18 protein-coding genes are annotated in these 21,824 nt (G+C 60.1%); 7 read left to right on the top strand and 11 right to left on the bottom strand.

Translation table 11 applies throughout. The features are described 5' to 3' along the window. Positions 1 to 55 precede the first annotated feature (55 nt). Together J3R84_RS20495 and J3R84_RS20490 are read right to left on the bottom strand one after the other, a co-directional pair. Positions 56 to 745 (bottom strand): hydrolase, encoded by a 690-nt coding sequence (locus J3R84_RS20495; protein ID WP_192433235.1) that lies wholly within the window; start codon positions 743 to 745, stop codon positions 56 to 58. Positions 746 to 880: 135 nt separating this feature from the next. After that, on the bottom strand, positions 881 to 1,813 hold the full coding sequence (locus J3R84_RS20490) for a VOC family protein (protein WP_203529772.1): 933 nt from the start codon (positions 1,811 to 1,813) through the stop codon (positions 881 to 883). A 120-nt stretch (positions 1,814 to 1,933) separates the two neighbouring features. Here J3R84_RS20490 and J3R84_RS20485 point away from each other — a divergent pair, with 120 nt between their 5' ends. Then, positions 1,934 to 2,833, top strand: a complete 900-nt coding sequence (locus J3R84_RS20485; RefSeq protein ID WP_203529773.1) for a LysR family transcriptional regulator — start codon at positions 1,934 to 1,936, stop codon at positions 2,831 to 2,833. 115 nt (positions 2,834 to 2,948) lie between these two features. On the opposite strand, the gene J3R84_RS20480 is transcribed toward J3R84_RS20485, so the two are convergent. Beyond that, on the bottom strand, positions 2,949 to 3,785 hold the full coding sequence (locus J3R84_RS20480) for an alpha/beta fold hydrolase (protein ID WP_309239258.1): 837 nt from the start codon (positions 3,783 to 3,785) through the stop codon (positions 2,949 to 2,951). Here J3R84_RS20480 and J3R84_RS38770 point away from each other — a divergent pair. Continuing rightward, on the top strand, positions 3,778 to 4,053 hold the full coding sequence (locus J3R84_RS38770; RefSeq protein ID WP_203529790.1) for a hypothetical protein: 276 nt from the start codon (positions 3,778 to 3,780) through the stop codon (positions 4,051 to 4,053). The two genes, J3R84_RS20480 and J3R84_RS38770, sit on opposite strands and share 8 nt — an antisense overlap. A gap of 60 nt (positions 4,054 to 4,113) precedes the next feature. Here J3R84_RS38770 and J3R84_RS20475 read toward each other — a convergent pair whose 3' ends face one another. Next, positions 4,114 to 5,301, bottom strand: coding sequence for an MFS transporter (locus J3R84_RS20475; protein ID WP_203529775.1), 1,188 nt, complete (start codon positions 5,299 to 5,301; stop codon positions 4,114 to 4,116). A gap of 103 nt (positions 5,302 to 5,404) precedes the next feature. Between J3R84_RS20475 and J3R84_RS20470 the strand changes: the two genes are divergently transcribed. After that, on the top strand, positions 5,405 to 6,295 hold the full coding sequence (locus J3R84_RS20470) for a LysR family transcriptional regulator (RefSeq protein WP_113569404.1): 891 nt from the start codon (positions 5,405 to 5,407) through the stop codon (positions 6,293 to 6,295). A gap of 340 nt (positions 6,296 to 6,635) precedes the next feature. Here the strand turns inward: J3R84_RS20470 and J3R84_RS20465 are convergent, their stop codons facing one another. Next, positions 6,636 to 8,714, bottom strand: a complete 2,079-nt coding sequence (locus J3R84_RS20465) for an OmpA family protein (RefSeq protein WP_107028139.1) — start codon at positions 8,712 to 8,714, stop codon at positions 6,636 to 6,638. A gap of 551 nt (positions 8,715 to 9,265) precedes the next feature. On the opposite strand from J3R84_RS20465, the gene J3R84_RS20460 reads away from it, so the two are divergent. Then, entirely contained in the window at positions 9,266 to 10,279 is a 1,014-nt protein-coding gene (locus tag J3R84_RS20460; protein ID WP_203529776.1) for a septal ring lytic transglycosylase RlpA family protein, read from the top strand. A 146-nt stretch (positions 10,280 to 10,425) separates the two neighbouring features. Here J3R84_RS20460 and J3R84_RS20455 read toward each other — a convergent pair whose 3' ends face one another. From J3R84_RS20455 to J3R84_RS20430, 6 genes are all read right to left on the bottom strand, one after another. Further along, positions 10,426 to 11,505, bottom strand: a complete 1,080-nt coding sequence (locus tag J3R84_RS20455; RefSeq protein ID WP_203529777.1) for a Gfo/Idh/MocA family protein — start codon at positions 11,503 to 11,505, stop codon at positions 10,426 to 10,428. 5 nt (positions 11,506 to 11,510) lie between these two features. Beyond that, entirely contained in the window at positions 11,511 to 12,296 is a 786-nt protein-coding gene (locus J3R84_RS20450) for a ThuA domain-containing protein (RefSeq protein WP_203529778.1), read from the bottom strand. 112 nt (positions 12,297 to 12,408) lie between these two features. Continuing rightward, the gene (locus tag J3R84_RS20445; RefSeq protein WP_203529779.1) at positions 12,409 to 13,437 is read right to left on the bottom strand and encodes an ABC transporter ATP-binding protein; all 1,029 of its coding nucleotides are present in this window, start codon (positions 13,435 to 13,437) and stop codon (positions 12,409 to 12,411) included. An 11-nt stretch (positions 13,438 to 13,448) separates the two neighbouring features. After that, positions 13,449 to 14,279: a carbohydrate ABC transporter permease gene (locus J3R84_RS20440; RefSeq protein ID WP_025429604.1), complete on the bottom strand. Its 831-nt coding sequence runs from the start codon at positions 14,277 to 14,279 to the stop codon at positions 13,449 to 13,451. Continuing rightward, entirely contained in the window at positions 14,279 to 15,262 is a 984-nt protein-coding gene (locus tag J3R84_RS20435) for a carbohydrate ABC transporter permease (RefSeq protein WP_203529780.1), read from the bottom strand. Before J3R84_RS20435 ends, J3R84_RS20440 begins: the two co-directional genes overlap by 1 nt. A gap of 187 nt (positions 15,263 to 15,449) precedes the next feature. After that, complete coding sequence (locus J3R84_RS20430; protein ID WP_203529781.1) at positions 15,450 to 16,712, bottom strand: ABC transporter substrate-binding protein; 1,263 nt, start codon at positions 16,710 to 16,712, stop codon at positions 15,450 to 15,452. Between the two features lie 362 nt (positions 16,713 to 17,074). On the opposite strand from J3R84_RS20430, the gene J3R84_RS20425 reads away from it, so the two are divergent. The 3 genes from J3R84_RS20425 (at position 17,075) to J3R84_RS20410 (ending at position 21,731) form a co-directional block, all read left to right on the top strand. Continuing rightward, positions 17,075 to 18,094 carry a substrate-binding domain-containing protein gene (locus tag J3R84_RS20425; RefSeq protein WP_203529782.1) on the top strand — a complete coding sequence of 340 codons (1,020 nt, stop codon included), beginning with the start codon at positions 17,075 to 17,077 and terminating at the stop codon, positions 18,092 to 18,094. Positions 18,095 to 19,421: 1,327 nt separating this feature from the next. Then, complete coding sequence (locus J3R84_RS20415; protein ID WP_203529783.1) at positions 19,422 to 20,981, top strand: ABC transporter substrate-binding protein; 1,560 nt, start codon at positions 19,422 to 19,424, stop codon at positions 20,979 to 20,981. Between the two features lie 210 nt (positions 20,982 to 21,191). After that, positions 21,192 to 21,731, top strand: coding sequence for a ribonuclease H family protein (locus tag J3R84_RS20410; RefSeq protein WP_203529784.1), 540 nt, complete (start codon positions 21,192 to 21,194; stop codon positions 21,729 to 21,731). Positions 21,732 to 21,824: the final 93 nt, after the last annotated feature.

Raw genomic sequence — 21,824 nt, 5'->3', positions numbered from 1 at the left:
GATGAGATTGCCGCTCCGACGGGCTTGTCCTGGCGGAGCGGCTGTTCTTGCTGGGTTACTTTGCCGGGTTCGGGCCAATCCGCTTGCCGTGCGTGACGCGTTCAGCGGCCTTGTGGACCATGGTGTAGGCATAATCGATGCCCATGCCGTAGGCGCCGGAATGCTCCTTCAACAGCGTGGTGACGGCGTCATAGGTTTCCTTCCGCGCCCAGTCGCGCTGCCACTCAAGGAGGACCTGCTGCCAGGTCACCGGAATGACGCCGGCTTGAACCATGCGGTCCATTGCGTATTTGTGTGCGTCGGCCGAAGTGCCGCCGGAAGCATCGGCAACCATGTAGATCTCGTAGTCCGGAACATCGCGGAGAGCCGAGAGTGCGAAGGTCGTGTTGCAGACTTCGGTCCACAGACCTGACACGACAATCTTCTTGCGGCCGTTCGCAGCATTCTTCGCCAGCGCATCGCGGACGTTCTGATCGTCCCAGGAGTTCATCGAAGTGCGCTCGAGGATGTCGTTTTCCGGGAAGACGGCGAGCAGTTCGGGATAGGTGTGGCCGGAGAAGGATTCGGTCTCGACGGTGGTGATCGTCGTCGGAATATCGAAGACCTTGGCGGCCTTGGCGAGGCCCACGACGTTGTTCTTCAGCACTTGCCGATCGATCGACTGGACGCCGAATGCCATCTGCGGCTGCTGGTCGATGAAGATGAGCTGGCTGTTGACGGGGGTCAGGACTTCGAGCTTGGACATTTTAGTTCTCCCTTTGATGTCTGGTGCGGTGTGGCGTTTGAAATTGATAAGCCTTCGGCGGTCGACTGCCTGGCTCAGGCAGCCGTCTCGAAAGTGAAGATGTGTGTTGATCAGGGGACCGGTTCAGATCGGATCCTATGCGGCAAGCGGAACCAGGTTTTCTTCGATCTGGTCACGGAAGGCTTCATATCGGTTCGGAAGCTTGAGCGCTTCGCCGAGATGTGCGGTGTCTTCATCACGATCGAAGCCGGGCTCGTTGGTCGCAATTTCGAACAGGATCCCACCCGGGGTCCGGAAATAGATCGCCCAGAAGTAATCTCGGTCGATGACCGGAGTCACCTGGTAGCCGGTATCCATCAGCGCCTTGCGCACTTCGAGCTGCTTCTCGCGGTTGTCGACGGCAAAGGCAATATGGTGGACCGAGCCGGCACCTTGGCGGGCAAACGGCGTTTTCGGAAGCGCTGCTAGATCGATCGTATCGGCACCGTTGCCGCCGGGGATGATAAAGCGGGTCACGTCGCCTTCGGTCTCGGCACGCTGGTAGCCCATGAAACCAAGCAGTTCCTCCGTGGCCGCCGTATCATGCAGGTTGAAGCGGGCGCCGGCAAAGCCGCGAATGGCCGTCTGGTCTGAGATGCCCTCCGCGATCCAGGGGGCACGGGTGTCATCGGCCGTTTCGACCAGGGCGAGCCCGTCGCCATCAGGTCCGATTAAACGGAGGCGGTTGGCGCCGAACGCTGCGTCTGTTTCCAATCCACCGACGCCCTTGGCAACTAGGCGATCCTTCCAGAAGCCGAGCGAGCCCTTGGGGATGGAGAACTGGGTCTCGCCCACCTCGCCCACACCTGGGCGGCCAATCATCATATTCTGGAACGGAAAGTAGGTCATGACCGTGCCGGGCGTCCCGTTCTCGTCACCATAATAGAGGTGATAGACACTGGGATCGTCGAAGTTGACGGTCTTCTTCACGCGGCGCAGTCCGAGGGCGTCGGTGAAAAACTTGTTGTTTTCGCGCGCATCCGACGCCATCGAGGTAACGTGATGCAGTCCCTTGATATCCTTGATCATGGCCGGTGCCTTTCTTCGTTGGCTTTGTCCGTTTCGATGGAGAAAGATGTAACCGGGTTGATGGATTCGCGGAATTGCAATATTTCTTCCGATTGAATTGCTATTTTTGAAATAATCGAGATGAACGACTACAAAGCCCTCCGAACCTTCCTACTCGCCGCCGAAAAACGTAACTTCGCTCAGGTCGCCCGCGAACTCGACATGACGCCGGCAGCCGTGACCCGTGCCATCGCTGCGCTGGAGGCCGAACTTGGCGTGCAGCTCTTCGTGCGCACGACAAGGCAGGTTTCGCTGACAACTGACGGAGCGATTTTCGCCGCGCAGATCCAGCCGGCCGTGAAGACACTTGAAGATGCACGGCGGGATGTCATGAATGCGCACAAGGCTGATCAGGGACGGTTGCGCATCAGCGCACCGACCTGGTTCGGCAAGGCCGTGCTCCCGCCGATCCTATCGGGCTTCAGGGAGCTCTATCCAAAAATGAGCTTTGAAATCTCGCTATCTGACGGTCTGGTGAACATCGTCGACGACGACTACGACCTTGCGATCCGCATTTCCTCGCAGCCATCGGATAAGTTCACCATCTGGCGCAAGATCCGCGTTGTGCCGCGCATTCTCGTTGCCGCACCCGGAAGCCGGTTTGTCGATATACAGCATCCCAGCGAACTGACGCCCGACGATTGCCTCGCCTATAGCGGCGAAAGCCGGCGGGAAAACTGGGTTTTGTCGGACGGCGGATCGAGCATAACGATCTCGGCGGGCCGGGCGTTCAGTGCCAACAACGGTGAGGTTCTGGCTGACATGGCAGCTGATGGTGCCGGAGTGGCGATGCTGCCTGGATTTCATGTCTCGGAACATTTGAAAACAGGCCGCTTGGTTCACGTCCTGCGTGGATGGGCGCCGCCCGATCTGTGGCTGACGCTTTATTACCCGCCCTATCAGGCATTGCCGCCCCGCATTGCGTCTTTCTCGAAATTCTTCGAGGAGCAGGCGGCAGCTCAGATGGTGATGCTAGACTGAGGTAACGGTTTCATGACCCCGCGTGCGAGGCCCCTCGCAGTATGGAATCTGACGCGTTTTATAGGATTAAGTGGGTGCGGCCGTGGCAAGTTTTGCCGCGGCCGCAACTTCTACATCAAGACCGAACGAAGGCGAGAAGGTCAGCGTTCAAGGCGTCGGCATTCACGGTCAGCATGCCGTGCGAGAAGCCCGGATAGGTCTTGAGCGTGCCGTTCTTCAGAAGCTTGACCGACTTCAGCGCCGAGTCAGCGATCGGTACGATCTGGTCGTCCTCGCCATGCAGGACGAGAGTCGGAACAGTGATCGCCTTCAAGTCCTCGGTCTGATCGGTCTCGGAGAAGGCCTTGATGCCGTCGTAATGAGCCTTCGCGCCACCCATCATCCCCTGACGCCACCAATTCTGGATCACTCCTTCCTGGACTTTCGCACCGTCACGGTTGAAGCCATAGAACGGACCGGCCGGGACGTCGCGAAAGAACTGCGCGCGGTTAGCGGCGAGCGCCGAACGGAAGCCGTCGAACACTTCCATCGGCAGGCCTTCAGGATTGCTTTCAGTCTTCAGCATCAGCGGCGGAACGGCGGAGACGAGGATGGCCTTGGCGACGCGGCCGGATGGTTCGCCATGCTTTGCGACATAGCGGGCGACTTCGCCGCCACCGGTGGAGTGGCCGATATGAACGGCGTTCTTCAGGTCGAGGGCTTCGACGACCGCAAAGGCGTCTGCGGCGTAATGATCCATATCGTGACCGTCGGAAACCTGCGCCGAACGGCCGTGGCCCCGGCGGTCATGGGCAACGACGCGGTAGCCGTTGGCGAGGAAGAACAGCATCTGGGCATCCCAATCGTCCGACGACAGCGGCCAGCCGTGGTGGAATACGATCGGCTGCGCATCCTTCGGGCCCCAGTCCTTGTAGAAGATTTCGACGCCGTCCTTGGTGGTGATGGTGCTCATTGCATTGTCCCCTTCGATTGAGTTGGCGGTGGAAGCAGCAGCGTTGCCTGCAAAGCTGAATGATGTGGAGAGTGCCATGGTGGCCTCCGGAAAGCAGCGCGCCGCGGCGCGTCATGTGAAGAAATTTGTCAGTCATACTCGCGCCCTGCGATCTTTGTCTTTTGCCCTCAGCCGACGCTGTGTTCGTCTGACGAAGGGAAATTGCCACCAATCCGGAGTGACAACAATTGCAGCAATCGTTTCGATTCCATTGCATCCTTTGAAATAATATGGAGGGCGATGAGCACCATCCTCCCGCGTTGATGCTCGCACAACGTTGATTTTGATCTTACAATTGAGGTGAGCGACCAAGCGCTTTTACGGCCAAAGCGAGTAGCGGCAAGACACCGCCCACGAGGCTCACACCGAGCCAAGAGCCATTTTGCCAGGCAACTGAAGCAAGTGCCGATCCCGTCGCGCCGCCAAGAAACATTCCAGTCATGAAGATCGTGTTCAGGCGGCTTCGTGCATCCGGATTGAGTGCATATATAATGTGTTGATTGGAGACCAATGCGCCCTGAATGCCGAAGTCGAGGACGATGACGCCGATGATGAGAGCCACGATCGAAGCCCATGCTCCAAAGATAATCCAGGACACGACAGTCAAGGCCGCGCCAAGCCAAACAACGAAATGCGGTCCACGCTTGTCGGCAATGTGACCCGCTACCGGAGCAGCGAAAACGCCGACCGCTCCCACGATACCGAAAAGCCCGGCAATATCGGCACCAAGGCCGAAGCTCGGGCCCTGAAGATATAGCGCAAGTATGGTCCAGAACGCGGTGAACGAAGCGAAGAGGGCGGCTTGTACGAGGGTCGCTGTCCGAAGAGATGGCTCATGTGTCCAGAGGTGCCCCAGCGATTTGATCGCGTTGCGGTAATGCAAACGAGACGTGGGAGCATGATCTGGAAGCGTCGCGAACATCATCGCGGCGGCCACCAAGGCCATCGGCACGCCAATCCAGAACATCTCGCGCCAGCCGGCATGTTCGCCGACAAAACCAGATAGGGTTCGGCTGAACAAAATGCCCGACAGGACGCCCGCCATCACGGTTCCGATGGTCGCCCCGCGCTTGTCAGCAGGTGCCAATGAAGCCGCGAAGGGAACGATCTGTTGCGCTACCGTCGAGCTTGCTCCAACCAGAAGGGAACTAGCGACCAATATCCACGCGGACGAGGAAACAGCGGCTAGGGACAGGGCGATGGCAAGGATCAGAAACTGTCCAATGATGAGCTTGCGTCGGTGGACCAGATCGCCAAGAGGCAGAAGAAGGAAGAGACCGAGAGCGTATCCCAACTGGGTGGCGGTCGGTACTAGAGCGGTTGCGGACTGGCCGGGAAAATCGGCCTCGATGATGCCTAGCATCGGCTGATTGTAATAGATGTTGGCGACAGCGATGCCGCTGGCGGTGGCCATGGCGAGCAAGCCAACTCTACTCAATCCCGTAGGCGTTTTTGCATTCACGGTCGTGATTGTCATTTCCGGAGCCTTTCAAGCTATGAGATCGCGACAGATGTAGCTTTGCATCGCCTTCCGTTGTAGTATTGGCTAATGTTGAGCCTGTTTATCGAAACCCGTTATAATGAACACTGACGACATCGAGGTCTTCGTGGGCGCTGTTTCTTCCGGAAGCATATCCGAGGCAGGGCGCCGTCTTGGTTTAATGCCGATGGCGGCGACACGGCGCCTCTCCGCGCTGGAAGCAACGCTTGGCGTGCGTTTGCTTCACCGGACGACTCGGTCACTGTCGCTGACGCCCGAAGGTGAAACTTTCCTTCCGTACGCTCAGGCCATCATTGAAAATGAACATCAAGGCCGCGCACAGGTTCGCGCGGACACGCTTGGCGCAGCGGGGCTTCTTCGCGTCTCGGTGCCAATCGTATTTGGCGTGAAGATTGTGACTCCGCTGGTCCCAGCTATCCTTGCGGCTAATCCAGAACTGCAGATTGCCCTGGATATGAATGACCGCCTGCCTGACCTGACTGCTACCGGAACCGATTTGGCAATCCGCATCGCGCGTCTAAAGGACAGCAGCCTGATCGCACAAAAACTTGCGGATAACCCACGAACGCTTGTTGCCTCGCCAGGCTATCTTGAGCGGCGTGGGATGCCGCGTTCCATCGATGACCTCGCTCACCATGATTGCCTTCCTATGACAGGAGTCACGCATTGGACTTTCGTCGCCAGTGGCTCCGAAACCCATGTTCGCATAGGCTCTCGGTTTTCTTCGAGCAGCATCGCTGGATGCCAATCTGCTTGTGTCGCCGGGGCTGGGATCACCCTGCTTTCCGAATGGGCGATCGCCGATGACGTACTCGAAGGGCGGCTGCAGCGCGTGGTCCTCGATGACGCCACTCCTGAAGAAATTGGGATCTGGGCAGTCTACCCGACCACCAGGAACGTCCTGCCCAAAGTGCGCGTGTTCGTCTCCGCTCTGCGCCTTGCATTGCAGTCGGAGACCAATGCTCGTTAGAGCGTGTGACGGAACGAAGCGGCCTTTTCTTTGTGCGCCACAGAGCTCTCTGCCAACGGCGGTCGACGCACGCAAATCTCAACTGGTTCTGCAGGCGAGTTGCCCCAACACGTCGAATTCAGGACAGCAAGCCTTCGGGATTCAACACTAACCGCTGTCGTTTTCGTCGATGCCTTCCGCAGCGCCGGGACTAATCCAGATGCTATGCGTTTTGAGAAAATACCGCTGGAACACGCCACAATCTCCAAGGTCTCAGTGACAACAAAAGCCGCTGAGACCTTCTTTCGAGGCAGTTAGCTCTCGTGAAGAGCCTTCGATGTCATGGCGCGTCAGATTTCCGTTACCGCTGGGCGACCGGGCGCACCAGCGGCGTCACGCGGCGGATGGTCACGCGGCGGTTCTCCTCCTCGGGCTCCTGCGTGCCGATCTTCAGGAAGCGCTCACCATAGCCTTGGGTGACCAGGTTTTCCGCCGGGATGCCATAGACCTCGGTCAGGAGGACTGCGACGGACTCGGCACGCTCATCGGAGAGTACCAGGTTCGAGCGGTCGGAACCGACGGCGTCCGTGTGCCCCTCGATGAAGAAGGTCTCACCGGGATCCTTGTCGAGAACTTTCTGCATGGCGTCCGCAACCTTGCGCAGTGTCTTGGCCTGCGACATCGACACTTCGGCACTCCCCGTCACGAAGTGGATCGTATCGAGATCGATGCGTCGGACCTTGTCACGGAGACGGGCCGAATTGCGGACCTCATCGATCGTATAGACCCGCTCGACCCGTTCGACCGGTGGCTCGGACAGGAATTCATAGTAGTCCCGATCCGGTTCCTCCGCGTAGTCGACGATGTAGTCGTCGACCGGAATCGCCAGGCGCATCGGCGGCAATTCGTAGCCGACGTCGAAGATCGCCGGACGTCGTTCCTCCTGATATTCCGGCGCGTACATCAGCACATACTCGTTGCCGTCGCGGTCGACGCGCGACCGCTGCAGGATGTTGCCGTACCGGTCGTAGACCGTGACGATGCGATAGCCGCCCGGGCGGACGATCGTTTCACGAACGCGGCCGCGCGCCAACTGATCGTAGTAGGTCTCCTCCGAATCGCGGCGGAGCCTTGGCCGATCGTCGCCACGCACGAAGAACTGGTCGCCGACGCCGAGGACGACGCGATCGTCGATCCTCTCGACCACCTGCACCTCGGTGACATCATTATTCGTGGTGTTGTTGATTACCGTGTTGTTGATGACCGTGTTATTGACGATGTTCGTCGTCTCCGGAACCGTGAACTCTGGCGCCGCTTCGACGCGTTGGCCTTCTTCCTTGATCGCGGCCTCGATCCTCTGCGGGGCCGCCTGCCGCACTTCGGCTGGAATCTCCGCCTGGGCCGCGGCGTCGTCGGTCGGCGGCGCTATGTTCTGCTCCTGGACGCGCAGCTCTTCGCGCTGCTTGCGCCGAGCCTCGCGCCCCCGGTTGCCACCGGCATTGTCGGCGTCCTTGTCGCTGTCGAGCACAGCCGCGCCGTTATCGACCGGAAGCACTACGGTCTCATCGGTCGCCGCCGGATCCTGTGCTATCTTGCGCTTCTCTTCCTTCGTGCGCCTGTCGACGACGATCGGAGCGGACCTGGCCCGAGGCGCTTCACCCTGGAGCTGCTCCGCCGTTGCGGGTTGTTCGGACCCCGGAACGGGCTGCTGTCCTTCCGCCTGTTGTTTGCGCTTCTTGGGCGCAGGTATCTGCTGCTCCCCGGCCTGCTGTGGGGTGCCTTCCTCTACGGCAGGCTGCTGTTCTTCGACCTGCTCCTTGCGCTTCTTGCGCACAGGAATTTGTTGCTCCTCAGCCTGCTGCGGAGCCCCTTCTTCTACGGCGGGCTGTTGTTCTTCGACCTGCTGCTTGCGCTTCTTGCGCGCAGGAGTTTGTTGCTCCTCAGCCTGCTGCGGAGCGCCTTCCTTTACGGCGGGCTGCTGTTCTTCGGCTTGCTGCTTGCGCTTCTTGCGCACAGGAGTTTGTGGCTCCTCTGCCTGCTGCGGAGCGCCTTCCTCTACGGCGGGTTGCTGTTGTTGGGCCTGCTGCTTGCGCTTCTTGCGCACGGGCGCTTGCTCTTCAACCTGCTGCGGCGCGTTTTCCTCGGTGCTGGGCTGCTGTCCGTCCGCCTGCTGCTTGCGCTTTTTGCGCACAGGCTCTTCTACCTGGCGCTGCGGCTCTTCGACACGCGGTTGTTGCTGTTCTGTCTGCCCTTCCTCGGCGGCATGCTGCTTCTTGCGCTTCTTGAGCAACAGCTGGTCCTCGGGCGACTGCTGGTCGGCGCCTTGCTGCGCCACCTGGAAGGGCGCCATCAGGCTCTCGGCCAGCGCCGGCTGAATTGCGAATGACACGGAGAGAACGGGCAAGGCCACTGTTGCGAAAAGTTTGGATCGAATCGACATGATCTTCCTTCGTCTTGTTGCGAGGTCCCCGCGACAGTTGCGCGTATCGCCCCGCATCAAAGTCGGTCGAGCGGCGCGCCCGCTCGCGAACTCCCAACGGGCCATCGCCCGCGGTTCCGACTTTTTTGTGTCAGCCAAACACTAGTCCCAACGCCGCAGCTGCCGATCGGTTCCGCTTGCTGGCCCATTCCTGACCGACTTACGCCGAAAAGAGACTCGGAAGCATGGGGGTCAAGAAGGTGAGCTGGCAGTCTTGCTAGTGCTGTGGATCGGCGTCCGCGGTGGGTCTGTCAGCGACCCGCAGAGGGTGTGGCATATATTCACGTACAATAATGGAACCTTTGGCTTCGGGTCCGATTCTACAATTATCTCACGGAAGGAGCGATAATGGCCCTCACCTCAGACTGCTGCAAGGTAACGACAAGTGCCTCAGCTCAATTCCGTCTGTCCCTCGACTCGATGCACAGCGGACTGCGAGCGCGTGGCCGATATGAGCGTTCGTGTCGAGACTTGCGGCAGATGCACGGGTGGCTGTCGCCGGCGCTGGACGGATGGTTATTGATGTAAGGGCGGCTGTCAAAGGCTTGCGATGGCTGGCGATTACGATGGTCTGCGCCAGCTGTGCTACCTGTACATCCACACAAGCGCCGCACAAGAACCGCAGCAATGGATATACTTCCGAAATTGTACACGGCGTGAAGGCGAGCACGCGGGGCGCCTACGGCAAGAATATTCGCAAGGGTGGTGGCCGCTATATGGTCGGTAAGCCCTATGTGGTCAAAGGCAAGCGTTATTATCCGAAGGAAGACCCGAACTACGACAAGAAGGGTGTCGCTTCTTGGTACAGCCCGGCCTTTCGCGGGCGGCGGACCGCAAACGGCGAAATTTACGATCCGGATCACCTTTCCGCCGCGCATCCGACCCTTCCCTTGCCCAGCTATGTGCGGGTGACCAATCTTGAAAACGGTTCTTCGCTCATCGTGCGCGTCAACGATCGCGGTCCGTTTCATCGGGGTCGCATCATCGACGTTTCCAGCAAGGCAGCCGAACTGCTGGACCTGAAGCCCCGTGGCACGGGCGCCGTTCAGGTGCAGTATGTAGGCCGCGCCCGCCTGGGCGGACAGGATATGCCCTATCTCATGGCCTCCTTTGTGAAGAAAGGTGATCGCTTCCCGGCCGTCAATCCGGACCCTCAGATCGCAACCGGCCTACTGGTGGCGTCGAAGCAGGCGAAGGGCGACCATTCACGGAGCGACGGTCAGCCCCTCTGGCCGATGTTGCCTGAGATCGGCCACGTTACATTTGAACGGCCGTCCGAATACGCCTGGGCCGGCGGCCTGGGCGGCGATGCAGATGTCAAATATTGCTTGGACAAGGACATTGATTTCGGTGCGCGCGACATGTGCGAGATTCAAGTTATCCCTCTGCCGAGTTGGGATCGCGATCGGCGTCTGATCGGTGTGATCTCTATAAGGCGACGCCGCTCTCGTTGTCTTGCGCACCAACAGCGCGTCAACGTGGTAGGATCGGGTCAAGCGGACAACATCAGGGCCAGCAGGTCATAACGTGCCGCACAAACAGGCCGGAGACATGACTGCACCCGACCCGCAAAGCTCAAACATGCCCAAAACCACATTGCCAAACGGGCTTCATCCAGACATGGCGTGACCGCCCGCAGGCGACATCCGGGCGGAAGCGGGCGACCGTCGAGTTAACCGAACGCATGATTGTTGGAGCGCTGGGCATGCACGGCGCCGAGTTCGCGCCTTTCCGCCTCGGTCTCCATCGCCAGATCGAGCACCTTCTGCAGGTTTGCCGCATGGCGGAAGCCGGGCTCGACCGTCTTGGCATCCCGAACCGCGGCGACGAAGCGCTGGTAGTTGGTCGGCACCGTGCCGGCATCGACATCACGCCAGGTTGCCGTTTCAACATCCGTGCCTAGGCAGGCGCGAAGCGTCGAGCCATCGGGCGTATGAACCACTTCGAGCGCCCCCTTGTCGCCATGCAGCCGCAGCCGCAACTCGTTGAGATGGCCGGTCGCCCAGCGGCTCGCATGGATCACGCCCATGGCGCCGTTGCCGAACTCGGCCGTCATGACGAAGCTGTCATTGGCGTCGAGATCATATTCGCCGATGCGGTTGCCTGGCGCCTTGTCGAAGGTCTTCAGCCGCGCGAAGATCCGCTCAGCGTCGGTGCCGGCGCCATAACCGGCGAAGTCGAGGATATGGATGCCGACATCGCCGAGCACGCCGTTCGAGCCGTGGTTGGTCGACAGCCGCCAGAGCCATTGCGATTCCGTCGCCCAGTCGCCCCACGCCTTGGAGACGAGCCAGCTCTGCAGATAGGACGCCTCCAGATGACGCAGGCTGCCGACGTCGCCGGCCAGCACCATCGCCCGCGCCTTCTGCAGCGGCGCGACGTTGCGATAGGTCAGATTGACCATGGTCACCAGCCCCGATCGCTCCGCGGCATCGGCCATTTCCGCCGCCTTGGCGTAGTTTTCCGCCAGCGGCTTTTCGCACAGCACATGCTTGCCGGCAGCAAGCAATGCCAGTGTCGTCGGGTGATGCGCCTTATCCGGCGTCACGTTCGTCGCCGCATCGAACTTGCCCCAGGCAATCGCCTCGTCGAGCGAGGTGAACGTCTTGGCTATGCCGTGTTTCTCGGCAAAGCCTTCGGCGCGCTTGGGGTCGACATCGACCGCTCCCACCATTTCCACGCCTTCGATCTGAGCGAAGGCTTGGGCATGGCTGTTGGCCATGCCGCCGGTTCCAACAACGAGAAGACGCATGATGCTCACCTGTAACCCGCTTCGCCGGCCTGATGTAGCCTGGGCCCACGCTCGACGATCGGCTCCAGCGCCTTTTCGACCGGCACGTTCGGCGCGTCATGGATCGCCGTGTAGCGATTGTCGACGTTGTAGGCCCACTTGACCGAATTGCGCAGCACCTTCTGCACGTTGGCGTCGTGATAGGTCGGATAGGTCTCGTGACCCGGGCGGAAATAGAAGATGTTGCCGGCGCCCCGACGCCAGGTCAGACCCGAACGGAACACCTCGCCGCCGGCAAACCAGGAGATGAACACGGTTTCGAGCGGTTCCGGCACGGAGAACTGCTCGCCGTACATCTCCTCGTTCTCGAGCACGAAGTTCTCGCCGATGCCCTCGGCGATCGGATGACGCGGGTTGATCGCCCAGAGCCGTTCACGCTCGCCGGCCTCGCGCCACTTCAATGCGCAGGGCGTGCCCATCAGCCGCTTGAAGATCTTGGAGAAATGGCCGGAATGCAGGACGATCAGGCCCATGCCTTCCCAGACGCGCTTGGCAACGCGCTCGACGACCTCGTCGCTGACGGCGCCGTGGTCCTTGTGCCCCCACCACAGAAGCACATCGGTCTTCGCCAGTCGCTCCTCGCTCAGGCCATGCTCCGGTTCCTGCAGCGTCGCCGTCGTTGCCTCGATCGAAACGTCCGTGTTCAGCGCCGCCGCGATGGTGTTGTGCATCCCGTTCGGATAGATGCTCCTGACCACCTCATTGGTCTGCTCATGGATATTCTCGCCCCATACGATTGTTCTGATAGGCACGTTCATTCTCCTTGCATGTTTGCCCGTCGCGGGCACGTCGTCTTACGATCGATGGGGTCGCCATCGATCGGCGACCCCGAAACTTAAGGCCGTCTCGGTGCACCAGGGCTTGTCAGGCGGCCCCTCTCATGGGCGCACGGCCCAGGGCCTGCCCCGACGCATCAAAGCGGTGAATGTTGTCGCCGACCGGCGAGATCTGTACGATCTCTCCCGGTTGGTGAAGCGAGGTGCCGCCTTCCCGGATGATGACCGGTTCGGCGGAGCCGATATCGAGATAGATGTAGCTGTCGGACCCCAGCATCTCGGAATGCACCACCGTCCCTGACCATTTGCCGTCGCCCGCCCTGATTTCCAGATGCTCGGCACGGATGCCGATCGTGTGGGCGTCGTAGGGAGCAGCAAGAGCGCCCGAGAGGAAGTTCATCTTCGGCGAGCCGATAAAGCCGGCGACGAACACCGAATTCGGGCTCTCATAGAGTTCGAGCGGCGTGCCGATCTGTTCGACCACGCCATCCCGTAGCACGCAAATGCGATCTGCCAATGTCATCGCCTCGACCTGATCATGCGTGACATAGACCATCGTCGTCTTGTGCATACTGCGATGCAGCTTGGCGATCTCGATCCGGGTCGCGACCCGAAGTGCCGCATCGAGATTGGAGAGCGGCTCGTCGAACAGGAAGACCTTGGGGTCGCGTACGATCGCGCGGCCGATCGCGACGCGCTGCCGCTGGCCACCGGAGAGCTGCCGGGGCAGTCGCTTGAGATAGGGTGTGAGCTGCAGCATCTCTGCCGCCGCTTCCACCCTCTTTTTGCAACTCTCCTTGTCCTTGCCCGCAAGCTGCATGCCGAAAGACATGTTCTCGAAGACCGTCATATGCGGGTAAAGCGCGTAGGACTGGAACACCATCGCAATGCCGCGCTTCGACGGCGTCAACTGGTTGACCACCTGCCCGTCGAAGGAAAGCGTGCCGCCCGTGATTTCCTCGAGCCCGGCAATCAAGCGCAGCAGCGTGGACTTGCCGCAGCCGGACGGTCCGACGAAGACCATGAACTCGCCGGCCCGGATATCCATGCTGACGCCCTTGATCACCTCGAAGGCGCCGAAGGACTTGCGCACGTTGCGCAATTGAAGCTCTGCCATGTTTTTCTCCCCTATCCTTTGACGCCGCCGGCCGTGAGCCCGGAAATGATCCGCCGCTGAAAGATCAAAACGAGGATCACCAGCGGCACGGTGACGATGATCGATGCGGCCATGATGTTGCCCCACGGAATTTCGTACTGGCTGTTGCCCGAAAGAAGCGCGATCGCGACCGGCACGGTGCGCTGGCTGTCTGAGGACGTGAAGGTCAGCGCAAACAGGAACTCGTTCCAGGCGGCGATGAAGGCGAGCAGGCCCGTCGTCACCAGCGCCGGCCACATCAGCGGCATGAACACCCGGGTGATGATCACCCAGGGTGTGGCGCCATCGACGATCGCCGCTTCCTCGATCTCGACCGGCAGATCCCGCATGAAGGTGGTGAGCACCCAGACCGTGAAGGGCAGCGTGAAGATCATGTAGGAAAAGATCAGCGCCAGCGGCGTGTTGAAAAGCCCGACCGAGCGGATGAGTTCGAACAGACCGGCAAGCACGGCGATCTGCGGAAACATCGACACCGACAGGATCGTCAGAAGCAAAAGCCCGCGTCCGCGAAACCGCACCCGTGCCAGCGCATAGGCAGCGGTGACCGCGAGCAGCAGCGACACCGCGACGACGACGGTTGCGACCAGCAGGGAGTTGGCGAGGTTGCGCAGGAAGCCACTGCTCGAGACGATCCCTGCGTAGTTCTCGAAGGAGATCTCAGTCGGCCAGTAATCGACCCGAAAGAGCGCGGTTCCGGATTTAAAGCTCGTCAGGACCGCGTAATAGAACGGGAAGACGGCCATGATGATAATGGCGGCGACGAGGGCATAGAACGCCGTGCGTCTGGTAAGAGTGGCGATCATCAGCGCTCTCCTTCGAGATTGACCCGGCCGAACCACATGTAGGCGACGGTGATCGCCGCAATGATCAGGAACAGCATCGTCGAGGCGGTGGCGCCATAGGCGAACTTGTCGAAGTCGAACAGGTTTTCGCGCGCCAGTACCGACATGGTCTTGGTCTGCGCATTGTTGGGCGTCAGCACATAGATGAGATCGAAGATGCGCAGCGCATCGAGCATGCGGAAGATCACAGCGACCATCAGAGCGGGCCGGATCAGGGGCAGCGTCAGCCGCCAGAAGACCTTGACGGGATGAACCCCGTCGATTTTGGCCGCCTCGTAGATATCCGACGGCACCATCTGCAGCCCGGCGAGGATCAGCAGCGCCATGAACGGTGTCGTCTTCCAGACGTCGACGATCAAAACCGCGACCATTGCGGTCTCCGGATTGGCCGTCCAGGCGATCTTCTGGCTGATCAGACCAAGGCCGAGCAGCAGGTCGTTGAGAATACCGAACTGGTCGTTGAGCATCCACGCCCACATCTTGGCGGAAACGATCGTCGGTATGGCCCAGGGGATCAGGATCGCCGCCCGGACCAGCCCGCGCCCCGGGAAATGGGCGTTCAGCACCAGCGCCACAACCAGTCCCAACACCGTCTCGATGGTGACGGACATCGCCGAGAATTTCAGCGTGTTCCAGACGGCGTTCCACCAGGCGGGATCGGCAAGCAGGCCGTTATAGACCGTGCGCCCGCTCTTCAGCGTGATCCAGCTCAGATAGTTCTTGAAACCGACGAACTCGGCACCCTCAAGGTTGGTCAGCGACGCATTGGTGAAGCTGAAATAGATGGTGCGCAGCAGCGGCCAGCCCGCCACCAACGCCAGCACCAGCAAGGTCGGCGCGAGAAAGACCCAGGCGGAACGAATGCGCTGGGCGTTGAGGTCGGAGCCGATTCTGGCACCACTCTCGAGTGTTCCAGGAGGCTCTGCTAGGGAAAGGTCGGTCATGTCTATACTCACCCTTGCCATTCGGCGCACGGCCGAGCGGTTGGCCTGAGAGGAACGGCGCCGCCAAGGCAATTCCAGGAAAAGTGTGAAACTGTTCTCTGTCCGGAATTTCCTGTAATCCAGCGCGCCGGAGTGGCTCGGTGTAGCGAGGGAAGGCCCTGAAGCACTTCCCTCGCCCCCGGGAGGATTACCAGCTGTCGCCCTTCATCTCCGTGAGTTCGACTTCGAGCAGTTCCAGGTTTTCTGCCGCCGTGCCGTTGCCGGACAGCGTGTTGTGAACGGCATTCCAGAACTTGGCGGAAACCTCGTTGTATTTGACCTTGGTGACCGCCGACGGCCGCGGCACGGCACTTTCGAAGATCGGCTTCCAGGCCGGCATGAACGGCTGTGCCTTGGCAATCTCCGCATCGTCGTAAAGAGCAGCAACGGTCGGAAGGTTGGAGAGCTGGATGGCCCGCTGCTTCTGCACCTCAGGCGATGCGAGGAACTTGACGAGCGTAATCGCCGCTTCCTGATAATCAGAATATTTAGAGACGGCAAGGTTCCAGCCACCGAGCGTGGAGGACGGTTGATCGCCATCAGTCGCCGTCGGCAGCGGCGTGACGGCGAACTTGCCCTTCACCGCGCTGTCGTCACCATTGCCGAGCGCGTAGGCATAGGGCCAGTTGCGCATGAAAACGGCGTTGCCGGTCTGCCAGACACCGCGCGATTCCTCTTCCTGATAGGCAAGCGCGCCTTGCGGCGAAATCGTGCCGATCCATCCCTTGATGCGGTCGATGGCTGCCGCCGCCTTCTCGTTGTTGATCGAGATTGTGCCGTCCGGCTCGACGATCTGGCCGCCACCTGAAGATTTGACCCATTCGAGCGCATTGCAGGTCAATCCTTCATAGGCGTTGCCCTGGAAGACGTAGCCCCAGAGGTCTGGCTGGCCGGCGGTGCGTTCCTTCTCCTGGATTTCTTTGGCGGTCGCCGCCAGTTCGTCCCAGGTCTTCGGCGGCGCCTTGCCGTATTTTTCCAAGAGGTCCTTGCGATAGTAGAGCGCCGGCGCATCGGTAAAGGCCGGCAGGGCCACCAGGCGGCCGTTGACGGTCTGCGAGGCAATGATCGACGGGAAGTGCTGACCGACGACATCCTTGGTCGCTTCCGTCAAGTCGACGAACTGGTCGGCGAGCTGCGGCGCCCAGACGACGTCGGTCTGGTAGACGTCGACGTCCTTGTTTCCGGCGGCAAGCCACAGACGGTACTGGCTGAACTGCTCGCTGCTCGACGGCGGCATGGTGACCAGGCTCACCTTGTGGCCGGTTTGCTTCTCGAAGACGTCGAGTTGCTCGCGGATGAAATTGACGTTCTTCCCGGTCGTGTTGGCCGCCAGCGAAAGCTCGGCGGCTAAGGCGGCATCGGCTGCGGCGATGGCCGTGCAAAAACTCAAGGCGCTGAGAATGGCTCTCATGTCGGTTGACTCCTCCTGGTTCCCCTATGCCGCTCGAAAACTCCTCAGTAATTCGAAAGCGGTTTGGTTGGAAAAAGCTGCCAGAAGCAGAAAAATCTGTCAACCCTTTCGAGAAACCCCCTGCAAATACATGGGTACTCAGAATTTTATTATTATGATTCAATATATTGCCGAGTGCATGATCGTTTATGATGGAGACAAGCGGCAAATATGGATTTACGCATGTTCGGTCAAAATTTAAAACGCTTTGGTTATTTGCTCGCGAGGAGATGCATGTGGGAACGCGCCGACAATTGGATTGTTACCGGCGGTGAAGGCGTATATTCCTGCAGGATAATGAGGGCTGAGGATACGAGTATCGCATGAAGCTAAGGGAGTTCGCGCAACAACTGGGCCTCTCGCCGACGACAGTCAGCCGTGCTCTGAGCGGCTATCCCGAGGTCAGCGAGAAAACGCGAACAAGGGTGGCCGAGGAAGCCGCCCGCCTCGGCTATCGTCCGAACATCAATGCTGTGCGGCTCGTCACCGGGCGCGCCGGCGCCATCGGCGTCGTCATGGGGCGGTCCGGCGAATTCCACTTCTCCGAGTTCATGAGTGGCATGGCGGAGAGATTGGGAACCCAGGACATCGACATCCTCGTCAGCCCAATGGACGAGAAAGCCACCAAGGGCGAGATCCAACTCTACAGCCGGCTGGCCGTAAGCGGCCGGGTGGACGCCGTGATTGTGCATTCGCCGGAACCGAATGATGAACGCATCACCTTGCTGCACAGGCTCGGCATGCCCTTCCTGGTCCATGGCCGTTCCGAAACCGACGTGCCCCATGCCTGGCTCGATATCGACAATGAGGGCGCCATTCACCGTGCAACATCACATCTGCTCGATCTCGGGCACAGACGCATCGCGATGATCAATGGGCGCGAGGGCCGAACGTTCTCGCTTCATCGCGACAAGGGATACAGAGATGCATTGCAACAGCGAGGCATCCCGTTTGACCCGCGTCTCGTCGCCCACGGCAACTTTACCGACGAGCTTGGCTTCCGCTTCGCACGTTCCTTCCTCGAGCAGACCCCCCGCCCGACGGCGTTCGTCGCCGGCTCAATGATGACGGCACTTGGAGTATACCGGGCAGCGCGCTCCATCGGGCTCGAAATCGGACGCGATATCTCCGTGATCGCCCATGACGACGTCTTTCCCTATCTGACACCCGAGACCATGGTCCCCTCGCTCTCCGCCACTCGTTCGTCCATGCGCGCCGCCGGCGCGCGCACCGCCGATCTCGTGCTGCAACTGCTCGCCGGCAGATCCGCATCCGAGATCCACGAACTCTGGCCGGTCGAGCTTATTCTTCGTGAATCGACCACGCCCCTCCGCCAAAGCTAACACGGAACGCTGGCCATCGGCTGCTACAGGCCGGGCTTCGGCAGCGTCTTCGAAGGCTACATCTTGCAATCTTCGGCTATCCCTCCGCGGTTCGACCAGGCAAGAAGGCCGCCGCCGAAACAACCATTCGCAAACCTGGGACCAGGACGTCCAAGGCTCAGTCTCGTCCCTGCGCCAGACGGCAGTTATGCCTCCTTTCTTGCCGAGCTCCGAGCGCTCCGCAACAAACGATCACCGTAATACAGACTGTCCCACCGCCCCTTAAGCCACCTCAACATAACAATGCCGGCGCTGCCCTCATAGCCAAAAGCGGGTGGTCTTAGGGGTCGCTCGCATGCCGCCGTGCGCATAGAGACGACCGGGGGCTTCCGGGTGACGAAGGAGGTGGAGTTCCTTGCCGGCCGCGGCGTAGGAATGGGGCGAGAATTGTTCGAGGCACTCGGGGACCCGGTTGGCGGCGTTTGCGGCCTTGACGCCGAACCAGTTCAGAGCGTCCTACGGGGAATAAGCCTCCGCGACGAGGAGGGCACCGCTCGGCTGAAGGGCCACGGTCAGCGTGATACCCCTCACCTTCCTGAGCTCGAAATTGCGGTTGGGAAGATCCAGCGTCCATTCCGACGCAAAGCCGATGCCAAGACCGGCCGCCCTGATTGTCAACAAATACGTTATAAATAGTACTCAGCATTGTCGACAATTACGTTGACAAACGCTGTCTGTGTGCGATGGTCCCGGTTAGCAGGCACGAGCTAGGGAGGAGCAGTGTTGATGCAAGGTCCTTGAAAGACCGTCGCGACAGCGTACGCTGGGCTTTTTGCGAGTGGCGCACACCCAACACGCTCCGCTGAGCCGATCGGCGTGCATCTTCTCACTCTATCCCCATTCCGCATCGAACGTTCCTCAACCACGTCGATGAAGGGTTGGCACGGGACAGCCTTAGATGGTGTTTGCGCTGACTATCGACTGGCGGCTTATCGACAACAAGATTTGGCGTTTCAAACTACGCAAGGTGGCGAGTTTGGCAACGATACGGATTTCAACGCTGACAACTTGATTACCTCGCTGGCTAAGGAGCTCGACCGCCAAAGCGTCTGGCGATCGAAACGGTGGCGCTCAGTTCAAGCACGCGCTGATCATGTTCCCGCTGTAGCGACAGCCGGTGGCCTCGGGCGATGACCGTCAGGATTGAGCAGATCGTGTCTGCGCCGATAACAAGCCGCGCCACTGGCTGACCCAGCGATCCGACATATCGGCTGCGAGCCGCCCGTGCCTTTTACGAAAAAGATTCCCGTCAAGGGGATAGGTGACCTCAACCAGGGAGAACTGCAGAATGCTCAAGAAACTGACCCTCGCGGCCGTCATGTCGGCTGCGCTTTCCGCGGCTGGTCACGCGGAAACGCTCAAATGGGGCGCCTCGCGCGACATCTATTCGCTCGACCCCTATTCTTATGGCGACAGCTACACGCTGTCTTTTCTCAATCACGTCTATGAGGGGCTTGTCCGCTTTGACGCCGAACTGAAGATCGAGCCGGCGCTGGCGATATCCTGGGAGACCGTATCGGATACGGTCTGGCGGTTCCATCTGCGCGAGGGCGTGAAGTTCCATGATGGCGCCGACTTCACCGCGGACGACGTGATCGCCTCTCTTACTCGGGTCAGCGATCCGGTGTCCCCGCTCCGCGGCAACCTTCCGGCCTACAAGTCGGCGAAGAAGGTCGACGACCACACTGTCGATATCGAACTGGTCGGACCCTCCCCGCTGCTGCTGAACGACCTGACGAATATCCATATTTTCGACGCTACCTGGCTCACCGACAACAACTCGCTGAAGCCGACGGATGTCGGCAAAAGGATCGAAGGCTACGCCACCTACCACACCAACGGCACTGGTCCGTTTGAGCTCGAGAGCCGCGCGCCCGACAGCAAAACCGTTCTCGTCAAGAACGCCGAGTGGTGGGACGAGTCGCAGTCCAACATCGATCGCATCGAGTTCACACCGATAATCTCCGCAGCGACGCGAGTAGCCGCGCTGTTGTCGGGCGAGATCAACTTCACCGAGAATGCGCCTGCACAGGATATTCCGCGCCTTGTCGCGCAGCCGGACCTGAAGGTCATGGAGCGCACCGACCTGCGCACCATCATGGTCGGTTTCAACCGCAAACCGAATCTGGCCAACGGCGTCGACAACAAGTTCAACGACCTGCGTGTCCGCCAGGCTGTCGCCCATGCGCTGGACAAGGACCTCATTCAGAAGCGGGTCATGCGCGGCAAGTCGAGGATCGCGGGGACGATCATTGCGCCTGAGATTCCCGGGTATGCCGAAGCACTGGACATGGTGGTGCCGTTCGATCCCGAATTGTCAAAAAAGCTGCTCGCCGAAGCCGGCGCCAGCGATCTCCCCTTCACCCTCGTCTGCACGAACGAGGCCTATGTCAACGAGGAGGAGCTTTGCCAGAGTATCGTCAACATGCTGAGCCGCGCCGGTTTCAAGCCACAGCTCGACATAGGCCCGACGGCTGCACAGGCGCCCAAGCGCACGGGGGGTCTATCTGATGTCTACCTCATCGGCTGGGCGAACGAGCCGATGCTCGACAGCTACTCGATCCTGCTCCAGATGATCGAGACGAGGAGCGATAAAGCGGGCGTCTTCAACTGGGGTGGCTGGAGCTATCCAGAGATTGATAGGCTGATCATCCAGGCATCGACCGAAATGGATCGAACGAAGCGGCTCGAATTGCAGACCAAGGCACTCCAGATGGTCAAGGACGAAATGATCATGTTGCCGTTGCACCAGCAGCCAATGGCCTGGGCGATGAGCAATGAGATCGACCGGGTCGCTCAGCTGGCGGACAACAAGCCGCGCCACTGGCTGACTCATTTCGCCGAGTAACCGCCGTGAGGAGCTGGAACGACAGGCGTTCCAGCTCCTGCCCAACTTGCGTTTTCAGCGCGTCCCAATCGCGGTCGTGGCGTCGCCAGCCTATTTCGAGCGGCATCCGCTTCCACAAACCCCGTATGGATCGTACGGCGGCTTCTGCCTTGAGCCCACTTCAGAATGTTAAACGTTAGGCAGATGTACGCGACAGGATTAAATGGCAAGATGAACGGCATTTTCACCAAGCTCTGTGCTCCCGATCACACCGCCGAGATACTGCCCATTTCCGAGGGCCTTCACGTCTTTACGGACGGCTCGTATGAACCGACCTCTGCCAAAGGCGGATGGGCATTCGTCGTCTATCGCAATGGCGCGGAAATAGCATCCGAGTTTGGCGGCGCCCGACCTTCCGCCGACAACACAATGGAGTTGACCGCGCTCTTCAAGGCAGCGCTGTGGGTCAACGGCAATGCCTCAGGCGAACGCGCAATCGTCTGGTCCGATTCCGTTTACGCGGTAAATGGCTGCAACAGCTGGCGCCAGATCTGGAAGAACAACGGCTGGAAAAAGATTGTCCCGAATGCGAAGGCCAGAAGCCGGACAATAGCCAATGCCGAGCTTTGGATGGCGATCGATCTTCAGCTGTCTCGCAATCCCCAACTGGCTGTCGCGTGGTGCAAGGGCCATTCCGGGCTCGTTGGCAACGAGCGTGCGGATACCCTTGCGGGACTTGCGCGCCAATCTGCCCGGTGCAGCGACCGTTGAAACCGTCAGTGTCTTTCGCCAATTCGGCGATGCCAATGACGGCATTGCCAGGACGGCCAGAGCGTTTCCGCGAAACGCTCTAACGCCATGTTT

This window comes from Ensifer canadensis (assembly GCF_017488845.2).
GTDB lineage: Bacteria > Pseudomonadota > Alphaproteobacteria > Rhizobiales > Rhizobiaceae > Ensifer > Ensifer canadensis.
Note: the sequence above shows the minus strand (reverse complement) of the source record. Positions and strands in the feature narration are given on the sequence as shown.